Raw genomic sequence first — 23,613 nt, forward strand, 5'->3', positions numbered from 1 at the left:
TACGGACATATCGAATACTGACCATTTTTTGATGCCTATTCCGGCAAAAAAGAATGTGGCACAGATCCATTTTTCAAAAAATTGACTGGTTTTTTCGCGAGGGTAAATAAAATGTTATTTAGTATACAACTTCTTATAATATTAATATGTTTGTTTTATGGTGCCAGAAAGGGCGGTATCGCGCTGGGTTTATTAGGCGGTATCGGCCTGGTCATTCTGGTTTTCGTTTTCCATCTCCAGCCGGGTAAACCACCTGTAGATGTAATGCTGGTTATTATTGCCGTGGTGGCCGCATCGGCAACCTTGCAAGCCTCCGGCGGCCTTGACGTTATGCTGCAAATCGCTGAAAAGCTGCTGCGCCGTAACCCAAAATACGTTTCCATCGTCGCCCCGTTCGTTACCTGCACCCTGACGATTCTCTGCGGTACAGGCCACGTGGTATACACCATCCTGCCAATCATTTATGACGTTGCCATTAAGAACAATATTCGCCCGGAACGTCCGATGGCGGCGAGTTCAATCGGTGCGCAGATGGGGATTATCGCCAGCCCGGTGTCCGTGGCCGTTGTATCACTGGTCGCAATGCTGGGTAACGTAACGTTTGAAGGCAAGCATCTTGAATTCCTCGACCTGCTCAGCATCACTATCCCGTCTACCCTGTTGGGTATCCTGGCGATCGGTATCTTCAGTTGGTTCCGCGGTAAAGATCTGGATAAAGATGAAGAATTCCAGAAGTTTATTTCCGTCCCTGAAAACCACAACTACGTTTATGGCGATACCGCCACACTGTTAGACAAAAAGCTGCCGAAAAGCAACTGGCTGGCCATGTGGATCTTCCTTGCCGCTATCGCCGTTGTTGCCGTGCTCGGCGCGTTCTCTGAGCTGCGCCCTACCTTCAGCGGCAAACCGCTGTCAATGGTACTGGTTATCCAGATGTTCATGCTGCTGACCGGTGCGCTGATTATTATCCTGACGAAGACCAATCCCGCTTCAATATCTAAAAACGAAGTCTTCCGTTCCGGTATGATCGCGATTGTGGCGGTGTACGGTATTGCCTGGATGGCCGAAACAATGTTCGGCGCGCACATGACGGAAATCGAAGGTGTGCTGGGCAATATGGTGAAAGAGTATCCGTGGGCCTATGCAATTGTTCTGCTGTTGGTTTCCAAATTTGTAAACTCCCAGGCTGCGGCGCTGGCGGCGATTGTTCCGGTCGCACTGGCAATTGGGGTTGATCCAGCGTACATCGTTGCTTCCGCTCCGGCATGTTACGGTTACTACATTCTGCCGACTTACCCGAGCGATCTGGCGGCTATTCAGTTTGACCGTTCCGGCACCACCCACATTGGCCGTTTCGTTATCAACCACAGCTTCATTCTACCTGGGTTGATCGGCGTGAGCGTATCCTGTGTCTTTGGTTGGATCTTCGCCGCAATGTACGGTTTCCTGTAATTACAGTGCGCGTGCTGTCCGCTTTGGTACGGCACGCCACCGTCAAGACACAGAGAATTTTAAAATTCCTGAGAAAAATGAAAAGGCTGGAAGCAAATGTCAAAAGTTGAATTCACTTATCAGGCGGCTTTCCCACTGGGGGAAGACAAAACTGAGTACTACCTGCTGACCTCCGATCACGTCAGCGTCGGCGAGTTTGAAGGCGAAACAATCCTGAAAGTAGCCCCTGAAGCACTTACGCTACTGGCCCAACAAGCCTTCCACGATGCCTCCTTCATGCTCCGCCCTGAACACCAACAGCAAGTCGCCTCAATTCTCCATGATCCCGAAGCCAGCGAAAACGATAAATACGTAGCGCTGCAGTTCCTGAGAAACTCCGAAATCGCGGCTAAAGGCGTATTGCCAACCTGCCAGGACACCGGTACGGCAATTATCATGGGTAAAAAAGGTCAGCGCGTCTGGACCGGTGGCGGCGACGAAGCGGCACTCTCCAAGGGCGTATTTAATACCTATATTGAAGATAACCTGCGCTACTCGCAAAACGCGGCGCTGGATATGTACAAAGAAGTGAATACCGGCACCAACCTGCCCGCACAAATCGACCTGTACAGCGTGGACGGTGACGAATACAAATTCCTGTGCGTGGCCAAAGGCGGCGGTTCAGCGAACAAAACCTATCTGTATCAGGAAACCAAAGCGCTGCTGACGCCCGGCAAACTGAAAAACTTCCTGGTAGAGAAAATGCGCACGCTGGGTACCGCAGCATGCCCGCCGTACCACATTGCATTCGTCATTGGCGGCACGTCAGCGGAAAGCACCCTGAAAACGGTGAAGCTGGCCAGCACACACTACTATGACGCACTGCCGACTGAAGGTAATGCGCACGGCCAGGCGTTCCGCGATCTGCAACTGGAACAGGAACTACTGGAAGAAGCGCAGAAACTCGGCCTCGGCGCCCAGTTTGGCGGAAAATACTTCGCGCACGATATCCGCGTGATCCGCCTGCCTCGCCACGGCGCATCCTGCCCGGTTGGTATGGGTGTGTCTTGCTCCGCAGACCGTAACATCAAGGCCAAGATTAACCGCGAAGGGATCTGGATCGAAAAACTGGAACATAACCCAGCCCAGTACATTCCGGAGTCGCTTCGCCAGGCAGGCGAGGGTGAAGTGGTTAAAGTTGACCTTAACCGCCCAATGAAAGAGATCCTCGCTCAGCTTTCTCAGTATCCGGTTTCTACCCGTCTGTCGCTGAGCGGCACCATCATTGTCGGCCGCGATATTGCCCACGCGAAGCTAAAAGAACGTATTGAGTCCGGCGAAGGTCTGCCGCAGTACGTGAAAGATCACCCTATCTACTACGCGGGCCCGGCCAAAACACCTGCGGGTTATCCGTCCGGCTCTTTAGGACCAACCACTGCGGGTCGTATGGACTCCTATGTTGACCTGCTACAGTCTCACGGCGGCAGCATGATCATGCTGGCAAAAGGTAACCGTAGCCAGCAGGTGACAGATGCCTGCCATAAACATGGCGGCTTCTATTTAGGTAGCATTGGTGGCCCGGCTGCGGTACTTGCGCAGCAGAGTATTAAACATCTGGAATGCGTGGAATACCCGGAGCTGGGTATGGAAGCTATCTGGAAAATCGAAGTCGAAGATTTCCCGGCTTTCATTCTGGTCGATGACAAAGGCAACGATTTCTTCCAGCAAATCGTCAGCAAACAATGCGCTAACTGCGCGAAGTAACCCATTCGGCCCGGCACTGGACTGACAACAGATTTTTGGCGTCAGTCCAGTGATCCCCCCGGGCCAACTTTATCCCCCCATTTACTGGCGTTGAATTTTTGCCGCTCACAGGGAATAGTAACCTTTTCCATTACTTGTGAATTCGCCATGCTCCGCACACTGAACTCCACAATCTTGCACTCTGGCGCGCTGCTCCTGGCGCTAATACTTATCTACACCGGTGTCTCTGCCACGGAGAAAATCACCTGGCTGATGGAAGTTACTCCGGTCATTATTGTCGTCCCACTGTTGCTGGCGACCGTGAAGCGCTACCCGCTGACGCCATTGCTCTACACGCTCATTTTCTTGCACGCCATCATTCTGATGGTCGGCGGTATGTATACCTACGCTAAAGTCCCTGTCGGTTTTCAGGTTCAGGAGTGGCTGGATCTCAGTCGTAACCCCTATGACAAGCTGGGTCACTTCTTCCAGGGTCTGGTGCCCGCCCTGACGGCAAGAGAGATTTTAGTGCGCGGTAATATAGTTCGTGGCCGCAAAATGCTGGCATTTTTGGTCTGCTGCGTGGCGCTGGCGATTAGCGCGATGTATGAGCTGATCGAATGGTGGGCGGCGCTGGCGATGGGTCAGGGAGCGGATGATTTTCTCGGGACGCAGGGCGACCCGTGGGATACCCAGTCGGATATGTTCTGCGCCCTGCTCGGTGCGCTAACCACGGTGCTCGTGTTGGCGGGCTGGCATAACAGACAGTTAAAAACTGCCGGATAGCGCTGACGCTTATCCGGCAATCTGCCCTACCCATTGCGAGACTTGATAACCAGAATCGGCAAGGCGAACAGGAGTGTCAGAAAGTTCGCCATGCTGACAGCAGTATCTTCAATCAATAATCCATAAATCAGCCACAACACCAGCCCACACACAAACATTACATACATTAAACCGGAGATACCCTGCGTGTTGCGGGTGGTAATGACCTTAATCGCTTGCGGTAAGAATGAGAGCGTCGTCAGGCTAGCCGCCAAATACCCAATCCACGAATGCCATTCCATAGCTACGCCTTCACATCACCTGGGGTGACTATCGCAATAGCCGGGATATCCGGTTGTTCATGCTGCTGCGGCATCTTACGGTACTTATCCAACAAATGAATCTGGACCCTGCGCAGCGTGTCGCCGTTCAGTCGGTAAAAGCGGAAGTAAAGGACTAAGGTCACCACAAAAAAGAGTGCAGGTAGCGCGATCATAATGAATTGCATACCAACAATGGTTTCTGCAGACTGCGCGACATTCGGCGCGTAATTAATCACCCCAAGTATCACTGCGATAAAGAAAGCGGCAAATGCAGACCCTCCTTTTACCACCATCGTCTGCACTGAATAAGCGATACTTTCACAACGTACATTCAGTTTGTATTCGCCGTAATCAACGGTATCCGCCACCATAATGACCTGCAACACCCAGAAAAGCGCTGAACCAATATTCAGTAAAATACCAGCAATAACAATGAGTAAGATGTTATGAAAACCGGCTAACGCCATCACCAGCAGCACGATACAGCTGAGCACCGGCAGCACGGATGCCCCAGCCCACAAGATTCGTCGTGACAACGCTTTTACCAATCGAGGAAAGAAAATCAGCGTCAGCAGGTTTGCCGCTCCTGCGTAAGACATGTAGTACGGGAAGAGGCTTGCATCGCCAATCACATAAGTAAAATAGTAAATGGCAAAGCCAGCAATGATATTGGCGGCAATATTGTAAGCCAGCGCCATGCCTAGCAGGCATGATAACTGGTCGTTTTTATAGATGAGCCCAACGATCGCTTTCAGCCCAAGACGACTGCTGTCCGCCGTTGCCTCACTATCTGACGAATAAACCTCATGCACATTACGCAGCGTAACAACGGTAGAAACGATAAAGAATGCAATCAGCACCAGCGTAAACATCTGGAAACCAAAGCCGCGATCGGCCCCGCCAACATAGCTCACAAAGGGCAGCGTTACCCCCGCGGTGACAAACCCAGCCAGGCTTGCGAAGAAACGAGGGAACGGCACCAGTTGTTCACGCTCGCGTTTATCCAGCGTAATAGTTGGCACCAGCGACCAGAATGGAATATCCATAATGGTGTAGGTCATTCCCCATAATATATACGTCACGCAGACAAATACGACTTGCGCAGTACCCTCAAACAGATGTGCGCTAAAAAGCAAAAACAGCACCAATGAGTTCGCCAGCGTACCGAGTAAGATCCAGGGTTTAAATTTTCCCCACCGCGACCGGGTGGCGTTCACAATCCAGCCCATGATGGGATCGTTTACCGCATCCCAGACCCTTGCCGCCAGGAACAACGTTCCGACCAGCCCCACCGATAATCCCACCACGTCGGTGTAGTAATACATCAGGTACATGTACACAATACCGATGGCGAAATCCTTACCAAACGCTCCAAATCCGTAACTGAGTTTTGTTTTCAGAGAGATGCTCATAGGGTATCGGGTCGCCGTTACCAGCGCCCGCCTTCTGTTAGAGGAAACGTCAGAGGTTAAACGCCGGATGCTCTGCCCGGCGTAATGGTGTGTTAACGGTGTAACCAGGCCGGCAGCCAGTCGCCATGAGACGCGATCAGGTCGTCCACCAGCGCATAAATCTCCTCAATCCCCAATACCGCGGCGGTATGCGGATCCATCATCGCCGCGTGATAAACGCGATCGCGATTTTCCGTCAGTATGGCTTCCGTTAGCAGGGTCTGAACATTGATATTGGTTTGCATCATGGCCGCCAAATGTGACGGGAGAGTACCCACCTTCGTTGGCTGGATACCATTCGCATCGACCAGGCAAGCCACCTCCACGCAACAGCCTTGCGGCAGGTTATCGATCAGATGGTCATTGCGAACGTTGCCATACACCACGCTCGGTTCACCGGTCCAGATAGCGTTCATGATAGTGCTGGCATATTCACGTGACGGTTTAATCTCGATCCGCGCCGCCGTTTTGTACTCTTCCAGCTCTTTGTTCCAGTTCGCCAGCTGTTCCACACAGCGTTTTGGATACTCATCCAGTGGAACCTTATAGCGCTCAATCAGATCCTCACGCCCTGGTTTGATAAACCACGGCGTATATTCCGCGAAATGCTCCGACGACTCAGTGACGAAATAGCCCAGCTTTTTGAACATTTCATAGCGCACAATGTTCTGACAACGGGTATTACCGTGAAGATTCGGTTTCGGCGCCTGACCAGATTCATAGGCCGCCAGCAGCTCCGGATAGAGATTCACATAAGCACCGTCAGCCGTTTTACGCTCAAGTTCCAGATAAAACGCCATATGGTTGATCCCGGCGCAGCGATAGCGCAAAGAGGCCGGGTCGATGTTCAAATCGCGGGCCAGCTCCTCCGCTGTCCCTTGCACCGAGTGACACAATCCAACCTGCTTAATATGCGGATAGCGCGCATACATTGCCCAGGTGTTCATCGCCATCGGGTTAACGTAGTTAAGCATGGTGGCCTGCGGGCAGACTTCGGTCATATCCTCACAAATCTGCCATAAATGCGGGATAGTGCGCAGCGCGCGCATAATGCCGCCTGGCCCCAGCGTATCGGCAATCGTCTGCTCCAGACCATGACGTTTACACACCGCAAAATCGGTGACGGTACAGGGTTCATAACCACCAATCTGGAAAGCGACCACCACAAAATCAGCATCCTGTAATGCCGCTTTTTGATCGGTATAGCAGGTGATACGCCCGGACGCGCCCGCTGAGTCCATCAACTTACGCACCACAATGTGTGACTCTTCCAGCCGAGTAGGATTGACGTCCATCAAGGCGATATGCGCAGATTTCAGCGCATCACGATGAAAGACGTCCCCGAGGATATTTTTGACGAAAATCGTGGAACCGGCGCCGATAAAGGTAATTTTGGGTGCAGACATCATGACTCTCCAGAACATTAGTGAACACAGTCATGGTGGCACAGCGCATAGATGAAAACTTCCGACTTCCCTGGCGAGCATTCCCATAAACTCAGATCGCCTCTTTGCCCCATACTGGATCTGAGTTTATGGGACAAAATTGCACAAAAAGCAGAGTATGCGGCCCCAAAATCTCGCTATGCTCAATGATATCGGTCCGATTTGTGTCCTGATTCTCAGCCTTAATGCGCAGCAAATGACATGATTCTGATAATTCAGGAAATGGAGCAACCATGAGTACATTACCGACATCGCCTCTTCCCCCCGATCCGCACATGTGCAGCAGCGATGAAGAGCAAACCCGCAGCCCATTGTCGCTGTACTCAGAATATCAACGGATGGATATTGAGCTGCGCTCACCGCATGCTATGCCTGCCAGCCACTGGCATGGGCAGGTGGAGATTAATGTGCCGTTTGATGGCGACGTTGAGTACCTTATCAACAACGAAGTGGTGCAGATAAAACAGGGACACATTACGCTTTTCTGGGCCTGTACGCCGCATCAGCTCACGCGTCCGGGCAGTTGCCAAAGCATGGCTATCTTCAATTTACCGATGCACCTTTTCCTTTCCTGGCCGCTGGATCGCGAACTGATCAACCACGTTACCCATGGCATGGTCATCAAATCGCTGGCGTCGCAGCAGCTAAGCACCTTTGAAGTTCAACGCTGGCAACAGGAGCTGAGCAACCCGAACGAGCAAATTCGCCAGCTCGCCATTGATGAAATTGGTCTGATGCTCAAGCGGTTTAGCCTTTCCGGCTGGCAGCCAATCCTGGTCAATAAAACTTCGCGGACGCACAAAAACAGCGTTTCGCGGCACGCCCAGTTTTACGTAAGCCAGATGCTGAGTTTTATTGCCGATAACTACGATCAGGTGCTCACTATCAACGACGTCGCGGAACACGTGAAGCTCAACGCCAACTACGCGATGGGGATTTTCCAGCGCGTGATGCAACTCACCATGAAGCAGTACATCACCGCAATGCGGATCAATCACGTCCGCGCATTGCTTAGCGATACCGATAAAACCATTCTTGACGTCGCGTTGACCGCCGGATTCCGATCCAGCAGCCGTTTTTATGACACCTTCAGCAAGTTTGTCGGCATGTCGCCGCAGCAGTACCGCAAACTGAGCCAGCAGCGCCGGCAAACAATGGCTGGCTGAGCAGCCAGAAACCACCGGCGTTACTCCAGCCTACGATCCCTATCGTTCGCCGATATCAGTATCAGCCAAAAAAATATTCCCCCTGTCGATAAACAGCGGTGAAAAATCGCCAATAAGCAAACATAACTATTTGTTTAAAAACAAATTAAACACAAATCAGACTATTTATCACCCGCTTTACAGCCCATTTTGTCAGGATAATACTTGCCTGCGTCACATTCATACGGTGTGTCTGCAATCCATAAATTGCAACCTTTCCACAACCGGGTAAAAGATGATGAAAGTATTAATTGTTGAAAGTGAGTTTCTGCATCAGGACACCTGGGTCGGTAGCGCTGTCGAACGTCTGGCTGACGCGTTAAACCGCCAAAATGTTACCGTCATTAAGTCCACCTCATTCGACGATGGTTACGCAATCCTCGCCGCTAATGAAGCCATTGATTGCCTGATGTTCAGCTATCAAATGGAACAACAAGACGAGCACCTGAACGTCAGGCAATTGATCGGCAAGCTCCACGAGCGCCAGCAAAACGTTCCCGTTTTCCTGCTGGGCGATCGCGAAAAAGCCACCGCATCGCTGGATCGCGACCTGCTGGAGCTTGTCGATGAATTCGCCTGGATTATGGAAGATACCGCAGACTTTATCGCCGGACGTGCCGTTGCGGCGATGACCCGTTACCGCCAGCAGCTTCTGCCGCCACTGTTCAGCGCGCTGATGAAGTACGGCGACATCCATGAATACTCCTGGGCGGCGCCTGGTCACCAGGGCGGTGTCGGATTTACCAAAACGCCGGCGGGTCGTTTTTACCATGATTACTACGGTGAAAACTTATTCCGTAGCGACATGGGTATTGAACGCGCATCGCTCGGCTCACTGCTGGATCATACCGGCGCATTTGGCGAGAGCGAAAAATATGCCGCCCGCGTGTTTGGCGCTGACCGCTCCTGGTCCGTAGTGGTCGGGACTTCCGGCTCTAACCGCACCATCATGCAGGCTTGTATGACCGACAACGACGTCGTGGTGCTGGATCGTAACTGCCACAAATCTATCGAGCAGGGGTTGATCCTCACCGGCGCAAAACCGGTGTACATGGTGCCAAGTCGCAACCGGTACGGCATTATCGGCCCTATCTACCCGCAAGAAATGCAACCTGAAACATTGCAGAAAAAAATCAGCGAAAGCCCGCTGACCAAGGGCAAGGCCGGGCAAAAACCGTCTTACAGCGTTGTGACCAACTGTACTTATGACGGTGTTTGCTACAACGCCAAAGAGGCCCAGGACCTGCTCGCGCAAACCAGCGATCGCATCCACTTCGATGAGGCCTGGTACGGCTATGCCCGCTTTAACCCAATTTATGCCGATCACTACGCTATGCGTGGCGCGCCGGGCGATCATAACGGTCCTACCGTTTTTGCGACCCACTCGACCCACAAACTGCTGAACGCGCTCTCTCAGGCGTCTTACATTCACGTCCGTGAAGGTCGTGGGGCCGTGAACTTCTCCCGCTTTAACCAGGCGTACATGATGCACGCCACCACCTCCCCGCTGTATGCCATCTGCGCATCAAACGACGTGGCGGTCTCCATGATGGACGGCAACAGCGGTCTGTCGCTCACTCAGGAAGTGATCGACGAAGCGGTCGATTTCCGTCAGGCCATGGCGCGTTTGTACAAAGAATTTTCCGCCGAAGGCGACTGGTTCTTCAAACCGTGGAACAAAGAAGTGGTAACTGACCCGCAAACCGGCAAAACCTATGACTTTGCCGATGCGCCAACCCAACTCCTGACCACTGACCAGAACTGCTGGGTGATGCGTCCGGGTGAATCCTGGCACGGGTTTAAAGACCTGCCGGATAACTGGAGCATGCTGGACCCAATCAAAGTCAGTATTCTGGCGCCGGGGATGGGCGATGATGGCGAACTGGAAGAGAGCGGCGTACCGGCAGCGCTGGTCACCGCCTGGCTTGGCCGCCACGGTATCGTACCGACCCGTACCACCGATTTCCAGATTATGTTCCTGTTCTCAATGGGGATTACCCGTGGGAAATGGGGCACGCTGATCAATACCCTGTGCTCATTCAAACACCATTACGATGCCAATACACCGCTGGCGCAGGTGATGCCAGAACTGGTTGAGGAACATCCTGACACTTACGCCAACATGGGCATTCACGATCTGGGCGACACCATGTTTGCCTGGCTGAAAGAGAACAACCCTGGCAGCCGACTCAACGCGGCCTACTCCGGCCTGCCTGTTGCTGAAATCACCCCGCGTGAAGCCTATAACGCGATAGTCAGCGATAACGTTGAGATGGTGGCCATTGAAAATCTGCCGGGTCGTATAGCTGCGAATTCCGTAATTCCTTACCCACCGGGAATTCCAATGCTGCTGTCCGGGGAAAACTTTGGCGACGCCAATAGCCCGCAGATTAGTTATCTACGTTCGTTGCAGTCCTGGGACCACCACTTCCCTGGATTTGAACATGAAACCGAAGGAACGGAAATTATTGACGGTGTATATCACGTCATGTGCGTGAAAGCATAATGTCACTTTATAGATAGTCCGATTTTTAAGGTAGACATGTCATGCTTGAGTAATTCCTGAGTATTGCTGCAAAACAATAACATTGTCATACCTTTTTGCGCGGGACCACCCCGCGCTTTTTTTATACGCAATTATCACGTTTCCACTTGCGTAAAAAAAAGTGTACATAAGAAAAATCCCACCAAACATTGTAATTAATTTCAGACACGTTATTTTAATGCGGTCCTGGATTCATCATACAATTTCAATTTAGCCGATACGGTTCATCTGATGGTGAGCTACGGTGTTTTATGTTCATATTCCTGGAGTTTGGGTATGAGGGTTTGCAGCAGAGCAGCTTGTGTTGTTGTATTAACGGAGAAGGATGTTTGGTTAAGGATTAACGGTAAAGAAGCCATCAGCTTAAAAGCTAATCATATGGCGCTGGTAGCATGCGATAATAATATTATCGATTTCTCATCACTTAATAACGCACTGGTCGTACATATCAGCCGTGATATCATTAAAGACTATCTACGTTTTTTAAATAAAGACCTTTCACAGATCCCACTCTGGCAACGCAGTGCCAACCCAGTAATGACCGCCGTCTGTCTGACGCCGGATGTCTTCCGGGTGGCTGCCCAATATAGCGTAATGGACACAATGGACGAAGGTGAAAGTGTGCGCACGCGCTCGCTACTGTTCACGGTGTTATCACGCTTTCTCGGCAGCAAAAAGTTTATTTCTCTGCTCATGCATATACTACGCAGTCGTATCAGCGACAGCGTTAATCACATTATTGAGAGCGATATACATAAAGACTGGAATTTAAGCATGGTTGCCAGTTGCTTATGCCTGAGCCCCAGTTTGTTAAAGAAAAAGCTCAAAAGTGAAAATACAAGTTACAGCCAAATAATTACCACGTGTCGCATGCGTTATGCCGTCAATCAATTATTGATGGATGGCAAAAACATTTCCCAGGTCTCTCAACTGTGCGGATATAACAGTACCTCGTACTTTATTTCCGTATTCAAAGAGTTCTATGGGATGACGCCTCTGCATTATGTCAGTCAACATAGGGAGCCATCCGCTGCCTGATTTTTAATCAGTTAGCGATAAGCCATAATAATATCAGCATTAGCGATACCCCCAGTCCGCCATCATAAAATAGTCTTCTGAAGAGGTATGATAAGACGTCATTTATCCTTATCAGGAGTTACTAAATATGTCGACGGATGCTGATGCTCACAAAGTGGGCTTAATCCCCGTCACCCTTATGGTGTCGGGGAATATTATGGGTTCCGGTGTATTCCTGCTACCCGCAAACCTTGCGTCAACTGGCGGGATTGCAATCTACGGATGGTTGGTCACTATTATCGGTGCTTTGGCGCTGTCGATGGTGTACGCGAAAATGTCGTCCTTAGACTCCAGTCCCGGTGGTTCTTACGCTTATGCCCGCCGCTGTTTCGGTCCTTTTTTGGGCTACCAGACCAACGTCCTGTACTGGCTGGCTTGCTGGATTGGTAACATTGCCATGGTGGTTATTGGCGTCGGTTACCTGAGCTACTTCTTCCCCATCTTAAAAGATCCGCTGGTCCTGACGCTGACCTGCGTCGTGGTGCTGTGGATCTTCGTGTTGCTGAACATTGTCGGACCGAAAATGATCACCCGTGTACAGGCCGTCGCAACGGTACTGGCGCTGGTGCCAATTGTCGGTATTGCCGTCTTCGGCTGGTTCTGGTTCCGGGGTGAAACCTATATGGCGGCATGGAACGTCAGCGGCATGAACACCTTCGGTGCGATTCAAAGCACTCTGAACGTAACTTTGTGGTCATTTATCGGCGTGGAAAGCGCCTCCGTCGCGGCAGGTGTGGTTAAAAATCCCAAACGTAACGTGCCTATCGCCACCATGGGCGGCGTGCTGATTGCCGCCGTTTGCTATGTGCTCTCCACCACGGCGATTATGGGTATGATCCCTAACGCGGCGCTGCGTGTTTCAGCCTCCCCGTTCGGTGATGCCGCACGCATGGCGCTGGGTGACACCGCAGGGGCGATTGTCTCCTTCTGTGCCGCGGCCGGGTGCCTGGGTTCCTTGGGCGGCTGGACGCTGCTTGCCGGGCAAACCGCCAAAGCGGCAGCCGATGACGGCCTGTTCCCACCGATTTTTGCCCGCGTTAACAAAGCCGGTACGCCGGTAGCCGGGTTAATTATCGTCGGCGTTCTGATGACCATCTTCCAGTTCAGCAGCATGTCGCCAAACGCTGCGAAAGAGTTTGGTCTGGTCTCTTCGGTCTCCGTTATCTTCACGCTGGTGCCGTATCTGTACACCTGCGCCGCGCTGCTGCTGCTCGGCCATGGTCACTTTGGTAAAGCGCGTCCGATGTACTTACTGGTGACCTTTATCGCTTTTGTTTACTGCATTTGGGCGGTTGTCGGTTCCGGTGCCAAAGAGGTGATGTGGTCATTCGTCACGCTGATGATCATCACCGCGCTGTATGCACTGAACTACAATCGGATCCATAAAAACCCATATCCATTGGATGCTCCGGTAAACAATAACTAACGCAAACAGTCGTCGTTGCCCGATGGTGTAAGGCCATCGGGCCAACGCCGCCCCCCGTGATTCCTGAAATCAACATTAAGAACTTAAGGTTGGCTTAATTTTACTTTGAGAGGATTTGTACCACTTAGTCGATGGAACCCCCTTAATGTTAAAGCACCTGTTTAAAAGACCCACTCTCGGGCTAATCAGCTGGCTTCTCCTGATCTCATTTTATCTTGCGACTTTCCTGAACATTGCGTTCTATAAACAAGTGCTGCAAGAACTGCCCCTGGATTCCGTGCGCAACCTGCTGGTGTTTTTGTCGATGCCGGTCGTCGCTTTCAGCGTCATGAACATTGTGCTGACGCTGGCCTCATTCCTGTGGCTTAATCGCCTGGTGGCCTGCGTTTTCATTCTGGTTGGCGCATCGGCCCAATATTTCATCATGACCTACGGCATCATCATTGACCGCTCGATGATCGCCAATATGATGGACACCACACCCGCCGAAACCTTTGCTTTGCTGACGCCGCAAATGCTCATCACGCTCGGAGTGAGCGGCATTCTCGCCGCGCTCATTGCCTGCTGGATAAGAATCAAACCGATCGCCCCGGCCATGCGCAGCGTACTGTTCCGTGGCGCGAATATTCTGATCTCCGCGCTGCTGATCGTGCTGGTCGCCGCGTTCTTCTACAAAGATTACGCCTCACTGTTTCGCAACAATAAAGAACTGGTGAAATCCCTCAGCCCATCCAACAGCATTGTGGCGACCTCTTCCTGGTATTCACACCAGAGGCTGGCCCACCTGCCGCTGGTACGCATTGGCGAAGACGCCCATCGCAATCCGTTGATGGTGAAAGAAAAGCGTAAGAACCTGACGATTGTGGTGCTCGGCGAGACCTCACGCGGCGATAACTTCTCGCTGTCAGGCTATTCGCGCCAGACCAACCCGTTGCTGGAAAAAGATGATGTGGTCTATTTCCCCCGCACCACATCCTGCGGAACGGCAACGGCAGTATCTGTCCCCTGCATGTTCTCGGGAATGCCACGCGCGCACTACGATGAAGAACTGGCGCAGCATCAGGAAGGCGTACTCGACATTATTCAGCGGGCGGGAATTAACGTTCTGTGGAACGATAACGACGGCGGCTGCAAAGGGGCATGCGACCGGGTACCGCACCAGAATATGACTAAGCTGAACCTGCCAGGGCAGTGTATTGACGGGGAATGCTACGATGACGTGCTGTTCCACGGGCTGGAAGAGTACATTAATAACCTGCAAGGCGACGGCGTGATTGTGCTGCACACCATCGGCAGCCACGGTCCGACCTATTACAACCGCTATCCTGCGCAGTTCAAGAAATTTACGCCAACCTGTGACACCAACGAAATCCAGACTTGTTCACAGCAACAGTTGGTCAATACCTATGACAACACCATTCTTTACGTCGACTATATTGTTGATAAAGCAATCAATATACTGAAAGAGCATCAGGATAATTTCACCACCAGCCTGGTCTACCTTTCCGATCACGGTGAATCCTTAGGGGAAAATGGCATCTATTTACACGGCCTGCCGTATTCGATTGCGCCAGATACGCAAAAACATGTGCCGATGCTGCTGTGGCTCTCAGAAGATTATCAGCAACGCTATCAAGTCTCTCAGACATGTTTGCAAAAACGGGCAGGCTCAGAGGACTTCTCACAGGATAATTTCTTCTCAACCCTGCTGGGATTAACAGGCGTGCAAACACAGAAATATCAGGCGGCAGATGATATTCTGCAACCCTGCCGGGGAGGCTAAACGAATGAAAATTCTGATTGTTGAAGACGATACGTTGTTATTACAGGGACTGATACTCGCCGCGCAAACAGAAGGCTATGCCTGCGACGGCGTATCAACGGCCCGTGCCGCGGAGCAGTGTCTGGAGACCGGGCATTACAGTCTGGTGGTTCTGGACCTGGGCTTACCGGATGAAGACGGCCTGCACTTCCTGAACCGCATCAGACAGAAAAAATACACCGTGCCAGTGCTTATCCTCACCGCCCGCGATACGGTGAAAGACCGGGTCAGCGGGCTAGACGTTGGCGCCGATGACTATCTGGTCAAACCGTTCGCACTGGAAGAACTGCATGCCCGCATCCGGGCGCTGCTGCGTCGTCATAACAATCAGGGTGAAAGTGAACTCATTGTCAGTAACCTGACGCTGAATATCGGTCGTCGCCAGGTGTGGATGGATGGACAAGAAGTTATCTTAACGCCGAAAGAATACGCACTCCTGTCGCGCCTGATGCTTAAGGCGGGCAGCCCGGTACACCGGGAGATCCTGTATAACGACATCTACAGCTGGGATAACGAACCGTCGACCAATACGCTGGAAGTGCACATTCACAACCTGCGGGACAAAGTGGGTAAAGCACGTATCCGCACAGTCAGGGGATTTGGCTATATGCTGGTTGCCACTGAGGAAAGCTAAGTGAAGCTACTGCAATATCTAAAAAAACCGCTCCCGCTGCGTCATCGCCTGATGCTGACCATCGGTCTTATTCTGCTGGTCTTCCAGTTGATTAGCACCTTCTGGTTGTGGCACGAAAGCACCGAACAAATACAGCTATTCGAACAGGCGTTACGCGAAAATCGTAACAACGATCGCCACATCCTGCATGAAATCCGCGAGGCCATCGCCAGTCTGATCGTCCCCGGTATTTTTATGGTCAGCCTGACGCTGCTGATTTGCTACCAGGCAGTGCGGCGTATTACTCGCCCGCTGGCGGATCTGCAAAAAGAGTTAGAAACGCGGGCAGCCGATAACCTTGCTCCGATTGAAGTTCATAGTTCAACCGTTGAGATCCAGGCGGTCGTCTCAGCGCTCAACGAGCTGGTGACGCGGCTGACGAGCACCATTGAAAACGAACGCTTATTTACCGCCGATGTCGCCCACGAACTGCGCACCCCGTTGTCAGGCGTTCGCCTGCATCTGGAATTACTGTCCAAAACCCATAAGGTCGACGTTTCACCGTTAATTGCCCGCCTTGACCAAATGATGGACAGCGTGTCGCAACTGCTGCAACTCGCCCGCGTTGGACAGTCGTTCTCGGCCGGGAGCTACCAGCACGTCAAACTGCTGGAGGACGTGATTTTGCCCTCCTACGATGAACTCAGCACCATGCTGGACCAGCGTCAGCAGACGCTGCTCCTACCGCAAAGCACGGCGGACGTTGTCGTACGTGGCGATGCGACGCTATTACGAATGCTGCTGCGAAATCTGGTGGAGAACGCGCATCGTTACAGCCCGGAAGGCACCCATATTACGATTAGCCTGAATACAGAGCATGATGCCGTTATCGCCGTCGAAGATGAAGGCCCAGGCATTGATGAGAGTAAATGCGGGGAGCTGAGTAAAGCGTTTGTGCGTATGGACAGCCGTTTTGGCGGGATTGGGCTGGGGCTGAGCATTGTCAGTCGTATCACCCAGTTACATCACGGGCATTTCTATTTGCAAAATCGTCAGGGAACCACCGGCACTCGCGCTTGGGTGGAATTAGCGAAAGGTCAGTAAGAACTCACCCAAACGTACAAAAAGCTGCTGACGATCAGCACGCTGCACACGGTGGTCAAACTTTCATAAATGCGGTTTTTCATGACACTCTCCTCCGATACTCTGGAGGAGAGTTTGCCTGACACAGATTAAGCCAACCTTAAGTGGATATGATAAATCACATGATTACTCATCAATCCGCGGATGCTGCTGCACCAGGCGCGTACGCTTAAGCTGCAGCTCAGCAATTTCCTGATCGATATCTTCGATTTTATGCTCAATATTATCGTAGTGCTCGCCGAGGAGCTCTTTCGCTTCATGAATATCCGAAGCGGCAGGCGTAGCCCCCTTCAGCGGCTGATTAGCCGTCTCTTTCATGGTCACGCCGGTAATTAAACCTATCACCGCAATCACCATCAGATAATAAGCAGGCATCATCAGATTCTGCGAGCTTTCCACCAGCCATGCGGCCAACGTCGGTGTCAGACCAGCGACCAATACCGAGATATTAAACGCTGCGGCCAGGGCACTGTAGCGAATATGCGTCGGGAACATCGCTGGTAACGTTGACGCCATCACCCCGGTAAAGCAGTTGAGGATCACCGCCAGCATCAGCAACCCAGCGAAAATCAGGCCGATGACGTTACTGTTAATCAGAATAAATGCCGGAATAGCCAGCACAAACAGCGCAATACTGCCCATAATCACAAACGGACGGCGCCCGAAGCGGTCGCTGAGCAGACCCATCACCGGCTGCACAAACAGCATACCAATCATGATGGCGATAATAATCAGCACGCCGTGGTCTTCAGAGTAATGCAGGTTATGCGACAGGTAGCTCGGCATATAGGTGAGCAGCATGTAGTAGGTGACGTTGGTGGCAATCACCAGACCAATACATGCCAGCAGGCTGCGCCAGTGCCTGGTCGCAATCTCTTTAAACGACACCTTCGGACCGTCCTGCAGTCCCTGACGATCGCCCTGCTCCAGTTTATCCACGTGCTGCTGGAACGCCGGAGTCTCTTCCAGTGCATGACGCAGGTACAGACCAATAAGCCCTAACGGTAGCGCCAGGAAGAACGGAATACGCCAGCCCCACTCAAGGAAGTTTTCTTCGCCGACAATAGTTGAGATCAGGACTACCACGCCCGCACCCAGCACAAACCCGGCAATCGAGCCGAAGTCCAGCCAGCTGCCCATAAATCCGCGCTTACGGTCTGGCGAGTACTCTGCGACAAAAATCGACGCCCCGGTATACTCTCCGCCGACCGAGAACCCCTGCGCCATTTTACACAGCAACAGCAGAATCGGCGCCCAGATACCAATCGAGGCATACGAGGGAATGAGACCGATACAGAAGGTACTTATCGACATAATCACAATGGTGATAGCGAGGATCTTCTGACGACCGTATTTATCGCCAAGCATACCGAAGAACAATCCGCCAAGCGGTCGAATCAGAAAGGGAACAGAGAAGGTGGCAAGTGCAGCAACCATCTGTACGCTGGGGTCAGCCCCCGGGAAGAACACTTTACCTAATGCGTAAGCAACAAACCCATAAACACCAAAATCAAACCACTCCATCGCATTACCTAACGACGCCGCGGTAATGGCTTTTCGCAGTTTACCGTCATCAATGATGGTAACGTCGCGCAGCGTAATTGGTTTTATTTTTTTCCTTTTTAGCATACTCGTCCTCATAGACTTAGCCCTGTCACGCTACAGATCGAGTCCCTCAACGCCCCTGCGTCAAGGTCATCACCGAGCGGGGAATGCACAGACGCATTCCCTGTAACAAGCGTAGCAGGTTTACTTACACTGACGAGAAACGAGCAGTACAACCGAACCTGTTGACGCCTGATTGGGCGGTTAATGACCTCTTTACCCTAACAGTGTTTAAATTTGTGATCAACTTCACATATAGATTTCCATTTCGTCAACATGCGTAAATCAGGTCATTCTTAGTCAACTTTTTTACATGTAATGCTTGCGATTTTCTGGCAATTAAATACAAGAATAAATCGCTTTGTTGCACCAACAATCACAACAGTCACTATTATTCTGCTAGCCAAAAACCCACCCAATCTCTTCACAAAAAGATCACAGCTTTTTTAATAATCAGAGCACTCAGGAACTTTTGCTCGGAATATGTGATGAAGATAACTAAAACATCGTTTTATTTTGATTGAATCAATGTTCCCATGAATGCAAACTAATTCCAGACGCAATATCCCTGGGAGCAGCAACACGCTCAACGTATGCCGCGTTAGATTTTATAAAACAAAGAGATAGCTGTTTTCTTTGTTAAGAAATACCAGTAACCATTTGAATTTATTAATTTTTATTTTCTTTCGCGTGTATTACCTGCGACAAGAGATGAGGACGCTTATGAAAATTAAAGCCACGATTGAACGCATCCCTGGCGGAATGATGTTGATTCCTCTGTTATTAGGCGCAGTGTTAAATACGTTAGCTCCGGATACCGGCGCGTATTTCGGTTCGTTTACCAAAGGAATGATCAGCGGAACGGTGCCGATTCTGGCAGTGTGGTTTTTTTGTATCGGTGCATCTATTGATTTACGAGCAACCGGCACGGTATTACGCAAATCCGGCACACTGGTATTAACTAAAATAGCCGTGGCATGGGTAGTGGCAATGATTGCTGCTTCATTTATTCCTGATACCGGTATTCAAACCGGGTTCTTTGCCGGTCTTTCGGTACTGGCAATTGTTTCAGCGATGGACATGACCAACGGCGGTTTGTACGCCAGCCTGATGAACCAGTACGGAACCAAAGAAGAGTCTGGCGCATTTGTGTTGATGTCTCTGGAATCCGGTCCGTTAATGACCATGGTGATCCTTGGCTCCGCGGGTCTGGCTTCCTTCGAACCACACCATTTTGTCGGCGCGGTATTACCGTTCCTGATTGGTTTTGCGTTGGGTAACCTGGATCACGATCTGCGTTCCTTCTTCAGCAAAGCCACGCCGGTGCTGATCCCGTTCTTCGGCTTCGCGCTGGGCAACACGATTAACCTGAGCGTCATCGTTGATACGGGTCTGCTGGGCATCCTGCTGGGCGTCGCGGTTATCGTCATCACCGGTATTCCGCTGATTATTGCTGACCGCGTTATTGGTGGCGGGAACGGTACGGCAGGCGTAGCAGCCTCTTCTGCAGCAGGCGCTGCAGTGGCAAACCCGGTGATTATCGCCCAGATTAACCCGGCATTTGAACCGGTTGCCGCATCCGCTACGGCGCTGGTTGCCGCCAGCGTGATAGTCACCGCGATTCTGGTGCCGATTATCACCGCGCTGTATGCCAAACGTTTTAATAAAAACCCGGTCGTCAATGAGACGGCGGCTACCCCGGCAGACTCCCTGCACCACTAAACCTGCCTTTATCCCACTCACCGTTCCTGCTCAATTGATGAGCGGGGACGGTGCAAAAATCTCCTCAACCATCGCATCAACCAGCCGCTTCGCCGAACACAATCTCGGCATGCCCAACGCCACATTTTGCCAACGCTGCGTCACCGACCAGCTCACCGGATGACGCTGCGCATCGCACCAGTCTCCGAGCCAGCTCAACATATCGTTGTGCTCACCCGAGCCGCCAACAACCGGCGTGCTGAGCCAATGATGATAGTAATGACGCGTGGCGGGGGCCGCATTCACGCTGTCTGCCAGCGCCTGAGCAGCCATCGTTCGCAGGTTGTCTTTTAGCATTGACACCACATCGGCATTTGCTAACCGGCAGGCGTCACCAAAGGCTCCCCAACGCAGCTCCTCTAACGCCACAAAACAGCGTCCAGGTAACGACCAGCCGTCATACGCGCCAGCCCGCCAGCGGGTAAAAATTTGCTCGCTATGTTCGCCCGCTTGCACCGTCAGGCCGCGTTGCGTCACCGCCTTCTCTTTATAAGCGCCGCGCTGGGTAAACCAGTCAGCGAGTGAATTTATCTGCTGCTGAAGACCAGGCGTGGAGAGTCCACGCGGGTGTTCGGTTTGTTGTAAAAACATCAACCCTTCGGCGATCCGTACCAGCGCCAGATGGCCCGGATCGATCATGCCCGCCAGTTTTTCCACCAGTTTTAGACGCATCACCAGATGCTCGCTGGACACGCCTGCCAACACCCATGCTCGCAGTTGCGTCTGGGATAGCACCTCCTGCGTCAGACGCGCACGCAGCCGCTGCTGCTGTTGCAGAAAACCGCCGGAACGTTTGGTTTCATCTCCCTGAACCAGATCGACCATAAACTTCGGGTAGACACACTCCAGCGTCCGCCCGGGGCCTTCCAGTAACACGTTAGTCATGTGTGCTCGGTTGCAAAAAGGGTATTGATATCGTCGCGCAGCAAGCGGGAATCTTCATAAAGCCATGCCGCAGTCGTAATGCGATGCTGCAGTTGTTCGTTCAAGGCATTCACCGCAGATTCATTTTGCTGGCGCAGGGTCAAACTCTCACGCAGGCTCGCCTGTAATTGCGTCAAACACAGTGAAAAATCAGCAAAAAACGTGGCCATGCCTGCCGTAACGGAAATATCGACCTGCGCAGCTAAAGCTTTACGAATTTGTTGGCAAAACTGGGTGACATAGTGCACAAGGTTCTTATGCAGTGCACCCATATCAATGAGATAACGCGTTTTTGTTTCGACGTACTCATTCCATCCCCAGTTGGGCTGATTCAACCAGCGAGAGAAGGTATCACGCACCACACCGCCAGTTGACGGCGCATTTTCCGCCGGAATATCCTGCTCAATGGCCTCGTTAAACAACTGGCGGGTGTTGAAGTTAAACATCGCCGCATTAAACGCCGGAAAACGGATCCGCGCACGAAAACCAGCGTGGTTCAGCTCCTCTTTCACCCGCTGCTCAATGGGGCGCATGGCGTCATTTAGCGCCCGGGACAGCGTCGACTCAAGCTGTTCAAAGCGCAGAGCTAAATCCCGGCTGATGCTTTCCTGCGCTGCCAGCAAGACAACTTCACAGGACGAGCGCATTTTATCCAGCACGATTTTCGCCTGACCTTCATCGTGCAACACCAGCATTTCTCCGGCCATTTCTGCCGAGGAAACGCCAGCCCCCTGGCCATGTTGTGACATCATCAGGACATTTTCTTTGATAAAGAACGTGTTGATGCCGCACAGAATCTCAGTCTGTTGCTCATTGAGATAGGCCGCGGCAGCCTCCAGCGCCAGCTCGACCTCATGACTGACTTCATCACTCACCCGCCCCTGACTCACTTCTAACTGCTGCATATCCTCTTCAATATGCGTGATGTTCAGCCGCAGTTTTTCATAGGCAACCGTTAACCCATGGGCGCGAAACTCCAGATATTCGTGCGCGCTTTGCGCATAGTTCAATAACTTATGCGACGCTGAGCGTAGCGCATACAGCGAAGCATTGGCATAAGCGGCATGAATCACTTTCTGGATCGGCTGCTCAAACAGCGAATCCTCCCACAACAGATCGGCTGCATGGCGAATGTGCTCCGTATCCTCAAGATCGTTGGTGCACCAGCGTCGGCCAAGCGCCGCTTCGGCAAAATCCTGTACCCAACGTTGCACCTGGTGATCCGGCAGCCGCCCGCGAGCCATCAGCTCATGACGCGCCCTGTTCGCCAGATACCCCCACATCGAAGAAACCGGATAGATTCGCTCCGGGGCAATCCCACCTTGCATCAGCGTGCCGGAAATTAATGCCCGCACCTGCTCTTCATCGTCACTGTTGCGGTCTTTCTGATCGAATTTGTTCACCAGCGCATACAGCGGCACTGACTTGCCGACCGCCATGACAGCGTGGCGCACTTCTTCATCGGAAATCGATTTCAGTTGGGTGTAATCCATCACCACCAGTACCGCAGAAGCCCGCGCCAGCTGTTCATTCAGCATCTTTTGTAGATGCGGTTGCCCGGCCTCATTCGGCCCCGGCGTATCCAGCAGGGTTAATTGCCCAGGATAGCTCGCCTGACCGGCCAAATGGACAAATTCGACCTCGATAACCGGAATATGCTCAATCGCGGCATAGGCGGCAAAAGGAAAATCCACCTCCAGTGCTTTTGACAAACGCACCAGGTCATTCAGACTTTTAAGGCAATGGAAAATAGGCTGTGCGCCAAGGTAATACCGCTCAAATGCCACGCCGTTTTCAATATGCTGCAGCAGGACATTCATATCCTTATCAATTTCCAGGGTCTGCGTAAGACGCTGGCGATCGCACTCGCGCACGCGCTGCTGTAAAACCTTCATTAAGGCATCGATAGGCGTGACATGTGAAAAATGCAACACCGGCTCTTTCTGCCCCGGCGTATGGCGAATTAACGTTGGTAGCGCCGTCATGGGACGATTACGATTAGGTAAAACTTCGGTCCCTACAATCGCGTTAATCGTCGTCGATTTTCCCGCTTTCATGGTACCGACAATCGCCAGCACCATTTCCAGACGCGTAATCTTACGCAGTTCATTATTGAGCGTTGCCTGCTGGACATCCATGCCACGCGCGCTGAAATGCAGAGGCTGAACCACCTGTCTGCTATGCTCTCCTTGTTTTAGCGCGACATCATCCAACGACGTCATAGGCAATTTTTGCAATTGCCTGAGATGTTCAAGCGAGAGCATCAGCAAGCGTTCCGCTTCCTGACTTAATTCATATATTGTCTGTGTGTGCATGGAAAATTCTTCCTTAACG

18 protein-coding genes are annotated in these 23,613 nt (G+C 51.9%); 11 read left to right on the forward strand and 7 right to left on the reverse strand.

What is annotated here, in order from left to right:
- Positions 1 to 111: 111 nt before the first annotated feature.
- The 3 genes from dcuB to GPJ68_RS22760 all read left to right on the forward strand — a co-directional run bounded on the left by dcuB (position 112) and on the right by GPJ68_RS22760 (position 3,960).
- Positions 112 to 1,452: an anaerobic C4-dicarboxylate transporter DcuB gene (gene dcuB, locus GPJ68_RS22750; RefSeq protein ID WP_003031873.1), complete on the forward strand. Its 1,341-nt coding sequence runs from the start codon at positions 112 to 114 to the stop codon at positions 1,450 to 1,452.
- Between the two features lie 96 nt (positions 1,453 to 1,548).
- Positions 1,549 to 3,195, forward strand: coding sequence for a class I fumarate hydratase FumA (fumA, locus tag GPJ68_RS22755; protein WP_016155418.1), 1,647 nt, complete (start codon positions 1,549 to 1,551; stop codon positions 3,193 to 3,195).
- A gap of 147 nt (positions 3,196 to 3,342) precedes the next feature.
- A complete protein-coding gene (locus GPJ68_RS22760; protein WP_016155491.1) occupies positions 3,343 to 3,960 on the forward strand; it encodes a DUF2238 domain-containing protein in 618 nt (205 codons plus the stop codon).
- A gap of 26 nt (positions 3,961 to 3,986) precedes the next feature.
- On the opposite strand, the gene GPJ68_RS22765 is transcribed toward GPJ68_RS22760, so the two are convergent.
- From GPJ68_RS22765 to melA, 3 genes are all read right to left on the reverse strand, one after another.
- The gene (locus GPJ68_RS22765; protein ID WP_016155416.1) at positions 3,987 to 4,241 is read right to left on the reverse strand and encodes a SemiSWEET transporter; all 255 of its coding nucleotides are present in this window, start codon (positions 4,239 to 4,241) and stop codon (positions 3,987 to 3,989) included.
- A 2-nt stretch (positions 4,242 to 4,243) separates the two neighbouring features.
- Entirely contained in the window at positions 4,244 to 5,674 is a 1,431-nt protein-coding gene (gene melB / locus GPJ68_RS22770; RefSeq protein ID WP_104652206.1) for a melibiose:sodium transporter MelB, read from the reverse strand.
- A gap of 92 nt (positions 5,675 to 5,766) precedes the next feature.
- On the reverse strand, positions 5,767 to 7,122 hold the full coding sequence (melA, locus tag GPJ68_RS22775) for an alpha-galactosidase (protein ID WP_049259806.1): 1,356 nt from the start codon (positions 7,120 to 7,122) through the stop codon (positions 5,767 to 5,769).
- Between the two features lie 269 nt (positions 7,123 to 7,391).
- On the opposite strand from melA, the gene melR reads away from it, so the two are divergent.
- The 7 genes from melR to pmrB all read left to right on the forward strand — a co-directional run bounded on the left by melR (position 7,392) and on the right by pmrB (position 16,950).
- Positions 7,392 to 8,324, forward strand: a complete 933-nt coding sequence (gene melR, locus GPJ68_RS22780) for a transcriptional regulator MelR (protein WP_016155413.1) — start codon at positions 7,392 to 7,394, stop codon at positions 8,322 to 8,324.
- Positions 8,325 to 8,601: 277 nt separating this feature from the next.
- On the forward strand, positions 8,602 to 10,869 hold the full coding sequence (adiA, locus tag GPJ68_RS22785; protein ID WP_016155488.1) for an arginine decarboxylase: 2,268 nt from the start codon (positions 8,602 to 8,604) through the stop codon (positions 10,867 to 10,869).
- A 315-nt stretch (positions 10,870 to 11,184) separates the two neighbouring features.
- Positions 11,185 to 11,946: an AraC family transcriptional regulator gene (locus GPJ68_RS22790; RefSeq protein WP_180837010.1), complete on the forward strand. Its 762-nt coding sequence runs from the start codon at positions 11,185 to 11,187 to the stop codon at positions 11,944 to 11,946.
- A 127-nt stretch (positions 11,947 to 12,073) separates the two neighbouring features.
- Positions 12,074 to 13,411, forward strand: a complete 1,338-nt coding sequence (gene adiC, locus GPJ68_RS22795; RefSeq protein WP_016155410.1) for an arginine/agmatine antiporter — start codon at positions 12,074 to 12,076, stop codon at positions 13,409 to 13,411.
- Positions 13,412 to 13,556: 145 nt separating this feature from the next.
- The gene (gene eptA / locus GPJ68_RS22800; protein ID WP_104652208.1) at positions 13,557 to 15,194 is read left to right on the forward strand and encodes a phosphoethanolamine transferase EptA; all 1,638 of its coding nucleotides are present in this window, start codon (positions 13,557 to 13,559) and stop codon (positions 15,192 to 15,194) included.
- Positions 15,195 to 15,198: 4 nt separating this feature from the next.
- The gene (gene pmrA, locus GPJ68_RS22805; protein WP_047499584.1) at positions 15,199 to 15,867 is read left to right on the forward strand and encodes a two-component system response regulator PmrA; all 669 of its coding nucleotides are present in this window, start codon (positions 15,199 to 15,201) and stop codon (positions 15,865 to 15,867) included.
- Positions 15,868 to 16,950 carry a two-component system sensor histidine kinase PmrB gene (gene pmrB, locus GPJ68_RS22810; RefSeq protein WP_016155407.1) on the forward strand — a complete coding sequence of 361 codons (1,083 nt, stop codon included), beginning with the start codon at positions 15,868 to 15,870 and terminating at the stop codon, positions 16,948 to 16,950.
- Here pmrB and pmrR read toward each other — a convergent pair.
- Positions 16,944 to 17,033, reverse strand: coding sequence for an LpxT activity modulator PmrR (gene pmrR / locus GPJ68_RS22815; protein WP_016155406.1), 90 nt, complete (start codon positions 17,031 to 17,033; stop codon positions 16,944 to 16,946). The genes pmrB and pmrR overlap by 7 nt on opposite strands.
- Positions 17,034 to 17,115: 82 nt before the next feature.
- Complete coding sequence (gene proP, locus GPJ68_RS22820) at positions 17,116 to 18,618, reverse strand: glycine betaine/L-proline transporter ProP (RefSeq protein ID WP_016155405.1); 1,503 nt, start codon at positions 18,616 to 18,618, stop codon at positions 17,116 to 17,118.
- A gap of 699 nt (positions 18,619 to 19,317) precedes the next feature.
- On the opposite strand from proP, the gene kdgT reads away from it, so the two are divergent.
- Entirely contained in the window at positions 19,318 to 20,316 is a 999-nt protein-coding gene (kdgT, locus tag GPJ68_RS22825; RefSeq protein ID WP_016155482.1) for a 2-keto-3-deoxygluconate transporter, read from the forward strand.
- A gap of 30 nt (positions 20,317 to 20,346) precedes the next feature.
- On the opposite strand, the gene GPJ68_RS22830 is transcribed toward kdgT, so the two are convergent.
- On the reverse strand, positions 20,347 to 21,240 hold the full coding sequence (locus tag GPJ68_RS22830) for a diguanylate cyclase regulator RdcB family protein (protein WP_104652209.1): 894 nt from the start codon (positions 21,238 to 21,240) through the stop codon (positions 20,347 to 20,349).
- Positions 21,237 to 23,594: a clamp-binding protein CrfC gene (gene crfC / locus GPJ68_RS22835; protein WP_104652210.1), complete on the reverse strand. Its 2,358-nt coding sequence runs from the start codon at positions 23,592 to 23,594 to the stop codon at positions 21,237 to 21,239. The genes GPJ68_RS22830 and crfC overlap by 4 nt, the downstream gene beginning before the upstream one ends.
- Positions 23,595 to 23,613 lie beyond the last annotated feature (19 nt).

Source organism: Citrobacter sp. 172116965, from assembly GCF_013458095.1.
GTDB lineage: Bacteria > Pseudomonadota > Gammaproteobacteria > Enterobacterales > Enterobacteriaceae > Citrobacter > Citrobacter braakii.

What these genes read in the sequence shown, in the direction of transcription:
- pmrR (WP_016155406.1), bottom strand. Translation starts at nt 17,033, where the DNA reads ATGAAAAACCGCATTTATGAAAGTTTGACCACCGTGTGCAGCGTGCTG.
- GPJ68_RS22760 (WP_016155491.1), top strand. Translation starts at nt 3,343, where the DNA reads ATGCTCCGCACACTGAACTCCACAATCTTGCACTCTGGCGCGCTGCTC.
- adiA (WP_016155488.1), top strand. Translation starts at nt 8,602, where the DNA reads ATGAAAGTATTAATTGTTGAAAGTGAGTTTCTGCATCAGGACACCTGG.
- melB (WP_104652206.1), bottom strand. Translation starts at nt 5,674, where the DNA reads ATGAGCATCTCTCTGAAAACAAAACTCAGTTACGGATTTGGAGCGTTT.
- crfC (WP_104652210.1), bottom strand. Translation starts at nt 23,594, where the DNA reads ATGCACACACAGACAATATATGAATTAAGTCAGGAAGCGGAACGCTTG.
- melA (WP_049259806.1), bottom strand. Translation starts at nt 7,122, where the DNA reads ATGATGTCTGCACCCAAAATTACCTTTATCGGCGCCGGTTCCACGATT.
- adiC (WP_016155410.1), top strand. Translation starts at nt 12,074, where the DNA reads ATGTCGACGGATGCTGATGCTCACAAAGTGGGCTTAATCCCCGTCACC.
- GPJ68_RS22765 (WP_016155416.1), bottom strand. Translation starts at nt 4,241, where the DNA reads ATGGAATGGCATTCGTGGATTGGGTATTTGGCGGCTAGCCTGACGACG.
- pmrA (WP_047499584.1), top strand. Translation starts at nt 15,199, where the DNA reads ATGAAAATTCTGATTGTTGAAGACGATACGTTGTTATTACAGGGACTG.
- dcuB (WP_003031873.1), top strand. Translation starts at nt 112, where the DNA reads ATGTTATTTAGTATACAACTTCTTATAATATTAATATGTTTGTTTTAT.
- fumA (WP_016155418.1), top strand. Translation starts at nt 1,549, where the DNA reads ATGTCAAAAGTTGAATTCACTTATCAGGCGGCTTTCCCACTGGGGGAA.
- proP (WP_016155405.1), bottom strand. Translation starts at nt 18,618, where the DNA reads ATGCTAAAAAGGAAAAAAATAAAACCAATTACGCTGCGCGACGTTACC.
- GPJ68_RS22830 (WP_104652209.1), bottom strand. Translation starts at nt 21,240, where the DNA reads ATGACTAACGTGTTACTGGAAGGCCCCGGGCGGACGCTGGAGTGTGTC.
- GPJ68_RS22790 (WP_180837010.1), top strand. Translation starts at nt 11,185, where the DNA reads ATGAGGGTTTGCAGCAGAGCAGCTTGTGTTGTTGTATTAACGGAGAAG.
- melR (WP_016155413.1), top strand. Translation starts at nt 7,392, where the DNA reads ATGAGTACATTACCGACATCGCCTCTTCCCCCCGATCCGCACATGTGC.
- eptA (WP_104652208.1), top strand. Translation starts at nt 13,557, where the DNA reads ATGTTAAAGCACCTGTTTAAAAGACCCACTCTCGGGCTAATCAGCTGG.
- kdgT (WP_016155482.1), top strand. Translation starts at nt 19,318, where the DNA reads ATGAAAATTAAAGCCACGATTGAACGCATCCCTGGCGGAATGATGTTG.